Origin of the sequence: Nocardia sp. NBC_01327 (genome assembly GCF_035958815.1) — a bacterium.
GTDB lineage: Bacteria > Actinomycetota > Actinomycetes > Mycobacteriales > Mycobacteriaceae > Nocardia.
In genome coordinates this window covers 6,399,958-6,413,335 of the sequence record NZ_CP108383.1, presented here as the reverse complement: position 1 = coordinate 6,413,335, position 13,378 = coordinate 6,399,958, and the positions used below count along the sequence as shown (strand labels likewise).

Sequence of the window (13,378 nt, the reverse complement as noted above, 5' to 3'; positions counted from 1 at the left end):
TGCCGGGCCCGCCGTTCGCCTTCGGATGCTACGAATACCGTTGCAGTACAAAGCATCCTGTGAGTGATTTGAGCCAGGACCGAACAATGGGGGGTGCGATGGGTGCGTACAGGCGATCGAGGTGGCCATGGCCGCGAAGATTGGTCGGGGCTGTCGCGGCAGTCAGCATTTTGATTGTGGTTGCGGCCTGTGGCCGGTCGCAAGGTTCGTCGACCAGCTGGGTCGAGGGCATGCAGGTGGAGCGGGCCGGAACCGCGGGGTCTGCTCTCATCCTGCTTCCTGGCTCGATGTGCGGGCCATGGGAGTGGCGCAGCACCATCGAGGCACTGCGCCGCGATCACACCGTCTACGCGGTTGCCTTCCCCGGTTTCGACGACGCACCTGCTCCCGCTGATACTTCCGACCTGATCGGGAGATACACCGACGAGGTCGTGGCATTGATCTCGGCTCAGCACCTGAACAAGCCGATCGTCATCGGCCACAGCATCGGCGGCACCATAGCGCTCCATCTCGCCGCCACTCACCCGGATCTGCTCGCCGCCGTGGTCGCGGTCGATGGACTGCCGGTGTTCCCAGGTACCGAAGACATCCCCGCACAGCAGCGAACTCAGAGCGCCGACGCCATCGCCGCGACTACGCGAACGGCACAAACCCCTGACGCGAAGCTCGTATTCGCGCGGAACTACATGCGCAGCACCGGAGTCATCGATCCGGCACTCGCCGATCGATACGCTCCGATGATGGCACGCAGCGACTTCACCACGGCCGCCGCATATCTGCGCGAGGACCTGCTCATCGACAACCGAGCCGAATTGGCCGCGGCAACCATCCCGATCTGGGAAATCGCCCCGTACTACGCCCCGTCCGACCGCCCGGACAGCACCGCCGAGGACAAGGTTTCCTACTACAGGGAACTGCTCCGTGCCGCACCCCACGTCACTGTCGTGCCGATGCAACCGTCCAAGCATTTCGTAATGCTGGATCAGCCCGGCGTCTTCGCCGACACCCTCCACAGGATCCTCGCCGACCTTCCCGCCTAACCAATTCCCAGGGGAATTGACTTTCTGCCAAGGGGATAGGCCTTCTCGAAGGATCTCGCAGCTGGTGGCAGGATGCGGGGGGTGGGTGATTATTTCGAGCGAATTGTTGACCTCGAGGTGAACTCGGCCGATGCGGGCGTGCTTGCCGAGGGCATGGTGGATTGGATGGTGTCGCGGCGATTGCTGCTTCGGGAGACTTCGCGCGAGGCGATGTACAGCCTCCACGCCGAAGAGGGCTATGTGGCGGGCCCTGATTGGTCGCAGGTTACCCAGGAATGGGGTGCCGACTGGATCCCCGGCCCGGTCGCTGTCGTTGTCGGACGCCATGCCCACTACCCGGGACAGGGCGGCATCGAACCGGCGTCCGTAACATGCCCACGTTGCCAGACGACCACAGTGATCATCGACTATCCACAACAATGGGAAGCAGATCCCGCTGTGTGGCAACCATTCTCGGATGGGATCGATGCCTGGGAACAAACAGGCACGGGTGCGGCGATCTGCCCCTCCTGTGCGATACCGAGCCCCATCACCACCTGGCAGTGGGCGGACGATTTCGCTCTGGGCGCTCTTGCTTTCGACTTCTGGGGTTGGCCGCCACTGGCCGAGGACTTCATTGCCGAATTCGCTGCGCGACTAGGGCACCGAATCGAACACCACACTGGCAAGTTCTGAATGTTTCGGCTGCCGGCCCACGTTGCTGTAAGTGGTTGCTGCACAGAATACTTCGCCGCGCGCTAGGCTATTTTTCGGCGTATCGCGGCTATCGACCGAGGGAGTTCGGATGGACCTGACGGGCATTAGGTTGACCAATGATGCGGGTGACGAGCTCGTCGGGGAGTCGCTGCACACGCTGGAGTCCAGCACCGGTGATCCGATCTATCTGTTTCGTCGTGTGGTGGTGACCCCGGTGTGGCCGAACGCAAACCTGACGTTGACTGCGTCGGCTGCTGGAACAGTGCTGGTGGGCGTGCGTCAGGAGTCCGACGGCGACGACAGCGACGCGCAGGAGGATGGTGCGGAGGATGGTGAGGGTTGGCCGACGACAACCTTGCTGGTGTCCGCGAGCGAGGTCGGCCGGCCGGTGACGGCTTACGGCATTTTCCATTTCCCGTTCGACTCCGGCGTCGAGCAGTGCTGGTTCGATGTGCGGATCGCGGTGTCCTAGCCGTTCACGCACTCACCGTTCCGGCCTGACATGTCACATGATTTCGGGAAGTATCCGAAAGGTTGACTGGCCGAGACACTCTCGGCCGTCGATGGTGGTGTTCGGCGCTGTTCTACGATGGGGGTGTGGAGGACCTACGGGATGCGGAGCGGCGGTTGCAGGCGGCGCAGGTTGCCGGGGATGTTGCGGCGCTGGAGGGGCTGCTGGATGATCGGCTGATTTTCACCTTCGGGGCGGGTGTCTATACGAAGGCCGACGATCTCGAGATGCATCGCACCGGGGCGCAGGTGGTGACGAGGATGGCGGAGGAGGAGTTGACTGTCCTCGTTGACGGATGTGCCGGTGTCACTTGGTTTCTCGGATCGGTCGAGGGGACGGTCGGTGGGGCTCCGTTCGCCGCCAGGATGCGCTATACCCGCACGTGGCTGCACGATGACACGCACGGGTGGCGGATTATTGCCGCGCATGCGGGTACGGCCGATTGACGGTGGTTCGGTGCGGCTACCCGCGCCGCTGCACGCCTCGGATCAGAAGCGGCCGAAGAGCCATGCGCCTGGTTTGTCGGGGGTGGGGTCCAGGCAGAACTGGCGGATGGCTGTGATGAGTTCATCGGTGGTGATCGTGCCGGAGTTGTCGATGTCCAGGCGGTCGAAGAGGATCGTGGCTTCGGCGGGGGAGTGTTCGCAGCCGATGAGCAGGGCGATCAGTTCGTCGCGATCCAGTACGCCGTTGCGGTCGGTATCGGCCAGGTCGATGACGGATTGGGCCAGCGGGGTAATGCTTCGATCGAATTCTTCGTTATCCCAATGGGTTTCGAGCCAGCCCTGGAACTCGGACGGGGTGATGCGCCCGTCCCCGTCGGCGTCCGCCCTGGCCGCCATCGAGCGCCAGAGGGCGCGGTATCCCGCACGTACGGCGGTCGCCTTGGGCGAGCCCACGGCTTCGCCGAAGGCCTGCACCAACCGCAACCCGAATGCCTCGTAGTCATCGGCCATCAGGTAACCATCGCCGGTGATATCCAGTAACCCGAATCCGCTTCGGGCACTGCCTGATTCGGACGCATCCGCAGACGTGGTGGCCGTCATGAGCGCGCCGACCCAGTCGAGCATTTCCGGTGCTGCGGACAGCATGCCCGTATGGTCGGCTCCCGCGCAGGTCGTCAGCTGGATATCCGTTCCCGCACTGCGTATCGCGTCGGCGAATCGCGTGACAGCCTCCATCGGCAGCACGTCATCGGCGGTCCCGGCGGCCAGCATCACCGGTCGATCAAATCGGGCCGACGGGACCCGGCAGGCGCTCAGCATGTCCTCGACGCCGGGCCGCCCGCTCAGACCGGTGGTGCCGATGTCCTGGTTGGTCAATACCGCGACCGCATAGTGGATATCGCGGACCGGTGCGTGCTCGGCGAGTTCGAGCAGTCGCTGGCCCAGGCCGGTCATGAAATCCTGAGTGGCCAGACCTCGGGTGGTTCGCAGCCCGGCCAGCAGGTAGGGCAGAAAGAGCGTGACCGCGGCGGTGTCCTCGGTGGTCTGCAGGCTGATGATCAACGGGAGTTCCACTGGCGGAGCCAGCGCGACCGTGCCTCGAAAGTCAAGCTCTGGAGCGTATTTCGTGGCCATCAGCCCGGTGAAGAGCGCGGCATGGCCACCCTGGGAGAAGCCGACCGCTACCCAGCGCGGACTGAGCGGATGACCGAGTTGGTGGGCGGCCCGAACGATATCGACAACATCGTCGGCGGCGGCCTCACCGTTGAAATACGGATGCGGGCCGGGGGAGGCCAGGCCCTCGTAGTCGGTGACGGTCACCAGGTATCCGGCTTCGAGCCACATGGCCACGTGTCGGCTCTCCGGTCGCGACAATCCGGCGATGGACGGAGCGGTTCGGTCGGACAGCCCGGTCGTCCCGTGTGCATAGCTGACCACAGGCCAGCCGCCCTGAGGTGAGACGCCCACGGGTACGAACACCGATCCGGAGACGATCCGGCCCGAACCGTCGTAGCCGACTCCCTGGTACCAGACGCGATAGCCCGCCGCGGTATGGCCGGGCCAGAACGACGTCGGGAGGTCTTCGCTGCGAACCAGGGTCCCCGCTGGATGCGATACAGCGTCCTGCAATGCGGCATCTTGTAATGCGGAATCCTGCAATGCATTGTCCTGCAACGAATTGCCCGCTGTGATCATCGTCCGCTCCGTTTCGTGGCCGGTTCTTTCGGTGCCGAACTGCGGTAACGCGATCTCGGGGGAATTGTAGAGGTTTCATCAGCGGAAACTCTCGCGATTCCGACATTCCCGGCGGGTTGCCCGGAACCGGCAATGCGCGCAGGTACCGTCTGTCCGCGACAGCAGACTCGGGTTCCTTCGATGCAGGGAGATCGTCGATGTCGTGGGCGTCGATTGCGATGCTGGTACCGGTAGTGACCGTAGGCGGCGGCGTCATGCTCATGCGGCATTCTTTGCGGCATGGTGCGCCGGCCGAGCACAACGAGGTCGCGGGAATGGTTTTCCAGACGGTCGGTGCGCTGTATGCGGTGCTGCTGGCTTTTGTGGTGGTCAACGAGTGGAATTCATTGCAGGAGGCCAGGACCAATACATTCACCGAGGCGAATGAACTCGGTGCGCTGTACTGGAATACCCGGGCATTGCCGCCGGAGGCCGGACGCGATCTGGAAGCGACCACCAAGCAGTACGCGCGAGTGGTCATCGATGAGGAATGGCCCGGGCTCGGTCGCGGCGAATACAGTCCCGAAGCCACCACGCTGGTGTATCGCATGCGCGAGCAGATCAATGCCCTGCCGACCGATACCCCGCAGACACAGTCGATCTACGAGCATTCACTCTCGACAATCAATGACCTCGCCTCGGCGCGGCGCGAACGACTCAGTCAGAGTGGCCACAATGTGCCGACCGTGCTGTGGCTGGGACTGGCTCTGGGTGCGGCGGTGACCGTCGGATTCACCTTTGTATTCGGGCTGCCGAAATTCTGGACGCATCTGTTGCTCGGGAGTTCGCTGGCGGTGCTTGTCGTGCTGGTGATGGCACTGATCCAGATGCTCGATCAACCCTTCGGCGGCGGCATAGCGGTCGGGCCGGAGGCGTTCGAGATCTTCCTGCGCGGCCTGCCGCCACAGCGCTGACTACTGCGCGGCGCCGAACAGCAGGTTTCCCGGTGCGCCGGGTTCCTCGCTGGTGAAGTAGTCGCAGAACGCCTCGTCGAGTTCGTCGATGCTCAGCACACCGTCATTGTTGGTATCCAGCCGCAGTGAGACGGCGTGGATATCGGCGGTGTCGACGCGCAGGGCGGTGAGCAGCGAACGCAATTCGTCCACATTCAGCACCGCATCGCGATCCTGGTCGGCGGCGGCCAGGATCGCGGCGATCGCGGGGAGCACATTCGCGTCGTATCCGGCAGGGTCGGTGGTGAGCCGGGCGAGTGCGTCGACGTACTGGTCGCGCTCGAGCTCGGCGGATATGTCGAAGCCCGCTTCGCGGCACAATCCGGCCCAGAATTCGGCGAACGCCGCGTGCAACCGTCCCCCCGTGGTGCTGTCGATCGGGCAGCCGAACGCGAGGCAGATCCGATCCGCCGCCAGGGTGTATTCGGCGCCGGTGACGCGCTGGTCGCCGTCGATATCGAAGAGGTCGAAGAACCTGGCGAGTTTGGCCCGGACGAGCGCGGATGTGGGGCGGGACAAGGAGATTCGGCGACCATCCCGATCCTGGAGTTGGTGGCGCGGCGAGGTGTGCTCCCTGGTCCGGGACCTGATGGTCGCGGTCTTGCGCTCGTCGGTGGCGTTCAGATAGTCCAGGGTGCTCTGATAGCCGGCCGTGACCCGCCGGTCGAAGACTTCCAGCTGCTGCTGGACCGTGGTGTACAGACCGGTATCCGGTGGTTCGAGCAGATCCTCACCGGTCGGCAGCAGATGGACCGTCACCCCCGGCGGCCGCAGATTGATGACCTGCCCGAGGCGGTGCCGCCGCGAGACCTCGAACACCGTCTGCCCCAATTGCCAAGGCAGGCGTGGCGCTTTCAACGGCAGCTCGCGCTGTCGCAGTCGCAGCACGTAGATCTCCTTCGCCCCGAAGGAAACCGCCCGGGTGAACGGGACGGTCTCCACCACGCCGCCGTCGATGTAGTGCTCGGCCCCGATGCGCAATGGCGGCCACAATCCGGGGATGCAGCTCGAGGCCAGAAGCGCCGGCACCAGCGGGCCGTAGTCGAAATAGCGTGCGGTGGAACGTTCGATCGAGGCGGCCGCGCATTGGAACGGCACCGCGAGGTCCTCGATGCGGGTGTTCGAACCGACGTGCCGCTCGAGTACTTCTCGCAGCGCGTCCTGGGTGGCCAGTGCGGGCCGCAGCCGGACCAGGTTCGTCAGCACCGAGCGCAGCGGGACGCCCATGACCTTCTTCGTGAGCGCGTCGTGCCAGAACGAGGTCAGGGATTCGATGGCGTTCACGGTGCGGTCCGCGGCGAGGATCGCGCCTTGAATCGACCCGACCGAGGTGCCGACGACGAAGTCCGGGGTGATGCCCTGCTCCAAGAGCGCACGCAACATCCCGACCTGGTAGCCGCCCAGCATGCCGCCGCCACCGAGCACGAAGGCGGTGTGTGGCGCGTTCGCACTCGGGTCTGCTGTGGTGTCCGGGTCTGCCATGGCGGTTCCGGTTCCTTCCTGGGGGTAAGTGAAGTGCAGCGAGCCGGACCGGTGCGAAGTCGCTATGTCGGAATCGCCGGTGTCGGATGTGGTAGCGGCAGAGCCTGTTTCATCGTTTCCGGCTGCCGGGTTGTCGCGATCCACGCATCGACCTCCCGCCACTGGTCGCGCAGCCATGCGCTGAAGGCGTCACGCTCGCGCGGCACCTGATCGGCGGGGATGTGCCACCATCCGACATCCACCGTGCCGCACCCGCGTGGCGGATATCCCAGCCCCTCGGCGGCCAGATCCTCGAGCCCGGTCTGCGCCAGTACGACCACGTCGGCGGTCGGGGCGCTGGAGGCGAGCATCCAGGCTCCGGCCGGATGAATCGGCATCACATGCGGGCATTGTTCGGCCTGTTCGGCGTGGGTGTGCCGCCCGTCGGCTCGCAATGTCGTTATGGCCTGATGCCACCGCTTCACCGAATAATTCGTGCCCTCCGGGAACAGCAGCAGTGCGTCGGTGGGCAGCGCGCCGACTGCTTGAGATCGAAGTTGTTGCAGCGCCAGGGTTTTCCCCTCGGCATCGAACCGGCAGAACACCACCCCCGACGCGGTGTACGCATCCCGCAGGCCCGGTGTGATCGCCGCGCACCGCTTGGCGATCGTGTAGGTGTCCCGGCCCAACTCGCTGGCGATGAGGTGCGCCATCAGGGCGCTGTTGAAGGCCCCGGCGTGCCGGGCCAGCACGATCACCGGCCGATCGACCGCGATGCGCGGCGGCGGAGCGCAGACCAGTCGGATCCCGGCCACCGCGAACCCCCAACCGTAGAACCGCCGGTTCAGGGCCGCGAGGCGGTCACAGCCGCCCTGCCGCCCGAATCGCTGGCCCTCGACCCCCGAACTACCCGCGAGCTCGTACACGATCAAGAACGCCGCCCCGAGTAACAACAGGCGAGCTCTGTTGCGTACCGCATTCGGGATTCCCGGCGCCAGGACGACCATTCGGGCGATCACCAGGAAAGGCGCGCCGACGATCAACAGGATTCCGCCGATGACGACTGTCGCCAGACGCGGTAGTAGCGGAGTCATGTCCAAGTGATATCAATGGCGGTCGTGGGAACCGGGGACGCGATGCCGGGTCGCGTGTCGCACCTCGAACAGATGGTAGGAAAGCCGATCGAATATCGCCGCAATGGCGATGTCGCGCCGGGATTCGATCCGATGTTCGGAATTGCGATATTCGCCGTCACCGAGAAAATTTGGCACGGCCCCGCCGGCATGACGTCGGAAAAATCTGTCCGGCAATAGCGTTCGGAATGGTTCGGCGACCACGACCGCGAAGACAACGGCCTCGTCGCCGATCGGCGGGGGTGCTTCGTGCCGCCGGTGAGTGGGTTCCACCGGATTTGCGCAGGTAGAAGTTATTGTTGGCGTGCGCTCACGAGTTGGGAGCGGATTCTCGACTGCCTGACGACATTGCCCGGATCCGATCGGAGGCCGCTGTGGATGCGTCGCGCGACTGGAGCGACGAGTTGGTCGCTTCGGCGCAGTGGTTGCTGATCACGGTGGTGATCGCGGGGGTTGTGTTCCTGTTGGTTGCGGCGGTACTGCTGCGGATTACCAAGTGGGGCAGGCACTTCCGTGCGGTCGCCGGTGCGTATTTCACCGGCGCGGAAGCGTGGCGCACCCTGCCGTTCGCCGGGGTGCTGTTGTTGAGCGCGGTGTTGTCGGTCCGGGTGAAGGTGCTGCTGTCCTATCAGGGCAATGACATGTTCTCGGCGCTGCAGGGCTCGGCCGCGGCGATCGGAAACGGTGACGGCGGTGCGCTCGACAGCGCGGAACACGCGTTCTGGCATTCGCTGATCATCTTCGGCGTGCTCGCGGTGATCGAGGTGGTGCGCACCCAGCTGGACTTCTATCTCGGTCAGATATTCGAGATCGGCTGGCGTGAGTGGCTGACCGAGCGCATGACCGGGGCGTGGATCGATGATCAGGCCTACTACCGGGGCCGATTCATCGCCGCGCCGATCGACAACCCGGATCAGCGCATCCAGCAGGATGTCGGCGACATGATCGCGGGTGCGCGGTCCCTGTCGCTGGGAGCGATCACCGCGGTGGTGTCGGTCGTCTCCTTCACCCGGATTCTCTGGGATCTGTCGGGGCCGCTGAGTGTCGCCGGCGTCGAGATCCCCAGGGCGATGGTCTTTCTGGTCTTCGCCTACGTACTGGTGGCGAGTTCGGTCGCGTTCTGGATCGGCCGCCCCCTGATTCAGCTCGGCTTCGACTATCAGGCCGCGACGGCCAACTTCCGCTATGCCCTGGTCCGGTTGCGTGACAATGCCGAGCGGATCGCGTTCTACCGCGGCGAGGCCACCGAAAGGCGCGGCCTGCGTGCGCGATTCGCGGAGGTGCTGCGCATCTACCGCCGCCTGGTGGTGTTCACCACACGGTTCATCGGCTGGAATCAGGCGGCCACCGAGGCGGCGTGGGTACTGCCGTGGCTGTTGCAGGCGCCGAAGTTCTTCGCGGGCACGCTGACTCTCGGCGATGTCCAGCAGACGGGTGCGGCATTCGGGCAGATCCAGGGCTCACTGTCGTTCTTCCGCAATAGCTACAGCAGCTTCGCGGCGTTCCGTGCGACGCTGCTGCGCCTCGAGGGTCTGCTCGAGGCGAACGAGAGATCCCGCGAGCTGCCCAAGATCGGGGTGCGCGCCCTGGATCGTTCGGTGGAACTGAGCACGGTGAATGTCTATCGGCCGGACGGGATGATTCTGGTCGAGGATTTGAATCTGCGGTTGCGTGCCGGTGACGCGGTGGTCGTCACGGGACTCTCCGGGACCGGTAAGACGACCCTGCTGCGCGCGCTCGCCGAAATGTGGCCCTACACAAGCGGTGTCGTCGGCAGACCGTCGTCTCCCGGCACCCTGTTCATCTCGCAACTGCCGTACCTGCCGCTCGGCGATCTGCGCGCGGCCATCACCTATCCCGCCGCACCCGCCAGCGCGACAGATGCCGCATTGTCCGCCGCCCTGACCAAGGTGCAACTCGGTCATCTGGCGACTCGGCTGGACGAGGAAGCCGACTGGGCGGCCATTCTGTCGACCGGGGAGCAACAGCGTTTGGCGTTCGCGCGAATCCTTCTGATCCGGCCGGCGGCGGCGTTCCTGGACGAGGCGACCTCCGCCGTGGACGAGGGCCTGGAATTCGCGCTCTACAGCCTGATCCGCGCCGAACTGCCCGACCTCATCCTGATCAGCACCGCGCACCGCCGCACGGTCGACCGGCACCACACCGCCCGCCTGGAACTCGTGACCGGTGGTGGATGGTCGTACCTGCCGAACCCTGAAGGGCTGCCATGATTCCGCTGAATGGTCAAGCGCTGCTGGCGGCTTCGGCCACGGGTGGATGGTTCGACCGAATGATCGTGCTGCCGGGCAAACTGCCCTTGGCGATCCTGCTGCTGATGTTCGTGAGCACGTTCATCTTCATTCGCTTCAGCGTGCGGATGATTCGGGCCGGCGTTTCGTGGTGGCCGGGCAATATCACGCCGGGCGGAAAGCATATCCACCACATGGTGTTCGGCGTGGTGTTCATGATCGCGGCCGGATTCGGCGTCTTCAGCCCGATCGGCGGCCACACCCCGTGGCCGGAGATCTTCGCGGGACTCTTCGGAACCGGCACCGCACTGGTTCTCGATGAATTCGCGCTGATCCTGGATCTGAAGGATGTGTACTGGTCCGAGCAGGGCCGGATATCGGTGGACGCCGTTGTCATCGGTGTGGCGGTATGCGCGCTGATGCTGCTGGGGGCAACACCTTTGGGCCTCACCGACAATTTCCGCGGCTGGCAGGTCGTCGCCGGGCTTGTGCTCTTCCACGGCGCGTTCGCACTGGTGACAATGGTCAAGGGCAAGGTCTGGACCGGCTTGTTCGCACTGTTCGTACCGATACTGGGCGTGGTGGGCGCAGTACGCCTGGCGCAGCCGCAATCACCGTGGGCCCGTGCGCGATACCCGGCCGGATCGGCGAAAGCGATTCGGGCACAGCGGCGCGAACGGGAGGTGCGCTGGTTCGATCGGCTGCGCAACGATCTCTACAACGCCATCGCGGGTCGGCCCAGCCAATAGAGTGAACGACTCACTGTCCGGTACCGACCACGCCGGACTTCTCGGCTGCGTCGGCGAGCAGGCGTAGCTGGGTGAGCCGGTCCTCATGGCTGAATGCGGCCGGGATGCCCATGACGGTGTCCACGCCGGCGTCGGCGTAGGCGCTGAGGCGGTCGACGACTCGCTCGAGTGTCCCGGCCAGGCAGACCAGATCGACGAGATCATCGGGTATCAGCGCGGTCGCCTCCGCCTTGTGACCGTCGAGGTACAGGTCCTGCACCTGCTTCGCCACCTTCTCGTAGCCGTAGGAGGCGATCAGTCGGTTGTAGAAGTAACCGAGTCGCTCCGATTCCTGCGCGAAACGCAGTTCCTCGGCGACCGGTCCGAGCATTCCGAAATAGCCGACGTTCGCTCCGAGCAGCATCAGAGGCTGACTCCTGAATCGGTGAAAAACCGGTCACGCGACCGGTAACTGATCAGATTGTAGGCTAACTCAGATTCACTTGAAACGCATCCATGCGCCTCGAGCGCTGTGGAAATTGCAGGCAGAGCATCTATTTAACCGAAATATCGACCGAGTTATCTTGTCTTGCTCGCTGACATGTGACTGCTGTTACACTACGCCGAGTTCACATATGACGTACCTGGAGGATCGATGGCGTTACCCGGCAGTAGTCGCTCCACCCTCGCGAGCCGGTGAGGCACGATGCAGTCGATCAGGGATCTCCGCGGCCCGTCGGTGGCCGCGATGCGGTGGAGTCAGGGGTACTACCGCGACCATCCGGTGCGTTCGATCGAAACCTTCGGCAGGCAGATCACCATGGGCCGCCGAGCGATTTCGCAGCTGATCGGTGACCTGTTCCGGGGCAGGTTCCACTTCGGCGAATTCGTGCGTCAGTGCGCGTTCATGACGAGCGCCTCGGCCGCGCCGACGGTGCTGATCGCGATTCCGATCGGTGTCATTCTGTCGATTCAGGTCGGTTCGCTGGTGGTCCAGGTGGGCGCCACCTCGTTCATGGGCGCCGCGAGCGGGCTCGGCATCATCAAACAGGGTGCGCCACTGGTGACTTCGCTCATGATCGCGGGGGCGGTGGGCTCGGCGATCTGCGCCGATCTGGGCTCGCGGACGGTGCGCGAGGAGATCGACGCCATGAAGGTGATGGGTGTCGACCCGCTGACCAGACTGGTCGCGCCACGACTGCTGGCGGCGATGCTGGTGAGCGTGCTGCTGTGCGGGTTCGTGGTCTTCATCGGATTCATCACCGGCTACATGTTCAATGTCTACGTTCAAGGCGGCACGGCCGGTTCGTTCGTCAGCACCTTCGCTGCTTTCGCCGGACCCGCCGATCTTGTTGCGGCAGTGACGAAATCGCTCATCTTCGGGCTGTTGACCGCGATCATCGCGTGCGATACCGGCCTGAATACGCGAGGCGGTCCCGGCGGTGTGGCGAATGCGGTGAACTCGGCGGTCGTCAATTCCGCGCTCCTGCTGTTCGCGACCAATGTGATTCTCACCCAGGTGTTCAACACCCTGTTTCCGCACCAGGTGGTCTGAGATGGCGGCAACGTATGTGCCTCCGCTGCTGCGCCCGGTCCGCGCGCTGGTCCGGGCGGCGAACGCACCGGTGAACGCGGTGCGGCTGGCGGGCCACCAGGCCTTCTTCTTCGTTCGCTGCCTGGCCGATATTCCCTTGGCGTTCAAGCACTATCGCAAGGACGTGTGGCGGCTGCTTTCTGATGTCACCTGGGGTAACGGGTCGCTCGTGGTCGGCGGCGGGGTGATGGGGGTGATCATCGCGATGAACATCTTCGTCGGCATCACCATTGGCCTGGAAGCGTTTTCGCAGTTGGACCTGCTCGGAATGGGGCCGGTCACGGGCGCGATCACCGCATTCGCCGTCACCAGGGAGATCGGCCCGATGATCGCGGTCGTGGCATTCGTGGTGCAGGGTGGCTGCCGCATCACCGCACAACTGGGCACCATGCGAATCTCCGAGGAGATCGACGCGCTGGACTCCCTGGCGATCCGGCCGATGCCCTACCTTGTCAGCACCAGGATTCTGGCCGCGTGGATCGCCATCGTGCCCATGTATCTGGTCGGGCTCTGCGCCGCCTATCTGTCCGCACGGTTCACCGTGACGCTGATGGGCGGCACCTCCAGCGGGACCTACTTCCACTACTTCCAGCAGTTCTTCGTCAGCACCGATCTGCTGTTCTCGATTCTCAAGGCGGTCGTCTTCGTCACGCTGACGACCTTCATCCAGTCGTACTACGGGTTCTTCGCCGAGGGCGGTCCGGAGGGCGTCGGCATCGCCGCCGGGGCCGCCATCAAGGTCTGCTTCGTCGTGGTGGTGCTCGCGGATCTGCTTCTGACACTGGGCATCTGGGGCATCGACCCCGGCATCCGGTTCTCGGGATAGGGGCGGC

General features: G+C 64.5%; 14 protein-coding genes. 10 read left to right on the top strand and 4 right to left on the bottom strand.

Features of this window, described 5'->3' with window-relative positions; genetic code table 11:
- The first annotated feature begins 230 nt into the window (after nucleotides 1-230).
- The 4 genes from OG326_RS29530 to OG326_RS29515 all read left to right on the top strand — a co-directional run bounded on the left by OG326_RS29530 (nucleotide 231) and on the right by OG326_RS29515 (nucleotide 2,693).
- Complete coding sequence (locus OG326_RS29530) at nucleotides 231-1,040, top strand: alpha/beta fold hydrolase (RefSeq protein WP_327140403.1); 810 nt, start codon at nucleotides 231-233, stop codon at nucleotides 1,038-1,040.
- Nucleotides 1,041-1,121: 81 nt separating this feature from the next.
- On the top strand, nucleotides 1,122-1,715 hold the full coding sequence (locus OG326_RS29525; protein ID WP_442790844.1) for a hypothetical protein: 594 nt from the start codon (nucleotides 1,122-1,124) through the stop codon (nucleotides 1,713-1,715).
- A gap of 109 nt (nucleotides 1,716-1,824) precedes the next feature.
- The gene (locus tag OG326_RS29520) at nucleotides 1,825-2,208 is read left to right on the top strand and encodes a hypothetical protein (protein WP_327140401.1); all 384 of its coding nucleotides are present in this window, start codon (nucleotides 1,825-1,827) and stop codon (nucleotides 2,206-2,208) included.
- Between the two features lie 125 nt (nucleotides 2,209-2,333).
- Nucleotides 2,334-2,693: a nuclear transport factor 2 family protein gene (locus OG326_RS29515; protein ID WP_327140400.1), complete on the top strand. Its 360-nt coding sequence runs from the start codon at nucleotides 2,334-2,336 to the stop codon at nucleotides 2,691-2,693.
- A gap of 42 nt (nucleotides 2,694-2,735) precedes the next feature.
- Here the strand turns inward: OG326_RS29515 and OG326_RS29510 are convergent, their stop codons facing one another.
- A complete protein-coding gene (locus OG326_RS29510; RefSeq protein ID WP_327140399.1) occupies nucleotides 2,736-4,388 on the bottom strand; it encodes a lipase family protein in 1,653 nt (550 codons plus the stop codon).
- Nucleotides 4,389-4,585: 197 nt separating this feature from the next.
- On the opposite strand from OG326_RS29510, the gene OG326_RS29505 reads away from it, so the two are divergent.
- Entirely contained in the window at nucleotides 4,586-5,341 is a 756-nt protein-coding gene (locus OG326_RS29505) for a bestrophin-like domain (protein WP_327140398.1), read from the top strand.
- Here OG326_RS29505 and OG326_RS29500 read toward each other — a convergent pair whose 3' ends face one another.
- Together OG326_RS29500 and OG326_RS29495 are read right to left on the bottom strand one after the other, a co-directional pair.
- Nucleotides 5,342-6,862, bottom strand: a complete 1,521-nt coding sequence (locus OG326_RS29500) for a patatin-like phospholipase family protein (RefSeq protein WP_327140397.1) — start codon at nucleotides 6,860-6,862, stop codon at nucleotides 5,342-5,344.
- Nucleotides 6,863-6,924: 62 nt separating this feature from the next.
- On the bottom strand, nucleotides 6,925-7,935 hold the full coding sequence (locus OG326_RS29495; protein ID WP_327140396.1) for a 1-acyl-sn-glycerol-3-phosphate acyltransferase: 1,011 nt from the start codon (nucleotides 7,933-7,935) through the stop codon (nucleotides 6,925-6,927).
- Between the two features lie 24 nt (nucleotides 7,936-7,959).
- Here OG326_RS29495 and OG326_RS29490 point away from each other — a divergent pair, with 24 nt between their 5' ends.
- From OG326_RS29490 to OG326_RS29480, 3 genes are all read left to right on the top strand, one after another.
- On the top strand, nucleotides 7,960-8,154 hold the full coding sequence (locus OG326_RS29490) for a hypothetical protein (RefSeq protein ID WP_327140395.1): 195 nt from the start codon (nucleotides 7,960-7,962) through the stop codon (nucleotides 8,152-8,154).
- 194 nt (nucleotides 8,155-8,348) lie between these two features.
- Nucleotides 8,349-10,205 (top strand): ABC transporter ATP-binding protein/permease, encoded by a 1,857-nt coding sequence (locus OG326_RS29485; protein ID WP_327140394.1) that lies wholly within the window; start codon nucleotides 8,349-8,351, stop codon nucleotides 10,203-10,205.
- Nucleotides 10,202-10,972, top strand: coding sequence for a hypothetical protein (locus OG326_RS29480; RefSeq protein ID WP_327140393.1), 771 nt, complete (start codon nucleotides 10,202-10,204; stop codon nucleotides 10,970-10,972). Before OG326_RS29485 ends, OG326_RS29480 begins: the two co-directional genes overlap by 4 nt.
- Before the next feature lie 10 nt (nucleotides 10,973-10,982).
- Here the strand turns inward: OG326_RS29480 and OG326_RS29475 are convergent, their stop codons facing one another.
- On the bottom strand, nucleotides 10,983-11,375 hold the full coding sequence (locus tag OG326_RS29475; RefSeq protein ID WP_327140392.1) for an LLM class flavin-dependent oxidoreductase: 393 nt from the start codon (nucleotides 11,373-11,375) through the stop codon (nucleotides 10,983-10,985).
- A gap of 282 nt (nucleotides 11,376-11,657) precedes the next feature.
- Here OG326_RS29475 and OG326_RS29470 point away from each other — a divergent pair, with 282 nt between their 5' ends.
- Nucleotides 11,658-12,506, top strand: coding sequence for an MlaE family ABC transporter permease (locus tag OG326_RS29470; RefSeq protein ID WP_327140391.1), 849 nt, complete (start codon nucleotides 11,658-11,660; stop codon nucleotides 12,504-12,506).
- 1 nt (nucleotide 12,507) lies between these two features.
- Entirely contained in the window at nucleotides 12,508-13,371 is an 864-nt protein-coding gene (locus tag OG326_RS29465; protein ID WP_327140390.1) for an ABC transporter permease, read from the top strand.
- The last annotated feature ends 7 nt before the right edge of the window (nucleotides 13,372-13,378 follow it).

Coding starts and splice junctions, on each gene's coding strand:
- OG326_RS29530 (WP_327140403.1), top strand. CDS start 231: ATGCAGGTGGAGCGGGCCGGAACCGCGGGGTCTGCTCTCATCCTGCTT.
- OG326_RS29520 (WP_327140401.1), top strand. CDS start 1,825: ATGGACCTGACGGGCATTAGGTTGACCAATGATGCGGGTGACGAGCTC.
- OG326_RS29510 (WP_327140399.1), bottom strand. CDS start 4,388: ATGATCACAGCGGGCAATTCGTTGCAGGACAATGCATTGCAGGATTCC.
- OG326_RS29505 (WP_327140398.1), top strand. CDS start 4,586: ATGTCGTGGGCGTCGATTGCGATGCTGGTACCGGTAGTGACCGTAGGC.
- OG326_RS29500 (WP_327140397.1), bottom strand. CDS start 6,862: ATGGCAGACCCGGACACCACAGCAGACCCGAGTGCGAACGCGCCACAC.
- OG326_RS29495 (WP_327140396.1), bottom strand. CDS start 7,935: ATGACTCCGCTACTACCGCGTCTGGCGACAGTCGTCATCGGCGGAATC.
- OG326_RS29480 (WP_327140393.1), top strand. CDS start 10,202: ATGATTCCGCTGAATGGTCAAGCGCTGCTGGCGGCTTCGGCCACGGGT.
- OG326_RS29475 (WP_327140392.1), bottom strand. CDS start 11,375: ATGCTGCTCGGAGCGAACGTCGGCTATTTCGGAATGCTCGGACCGGTC.
- OG326_RS29470 (WP_327140391.1), top strand. CDS start 11,658: ATGCAGTCGATCAGGGATCTCCGCGGCCCGTCGGTGGCCGCGATGCGG.
- OG326_RS29465 (WP_327140390.1), top strand. CDS start 12,508: ATGGCGGCAACGTATGTGCCTCCGCTGCTGCGCCCGGTCCGCGCGCTG.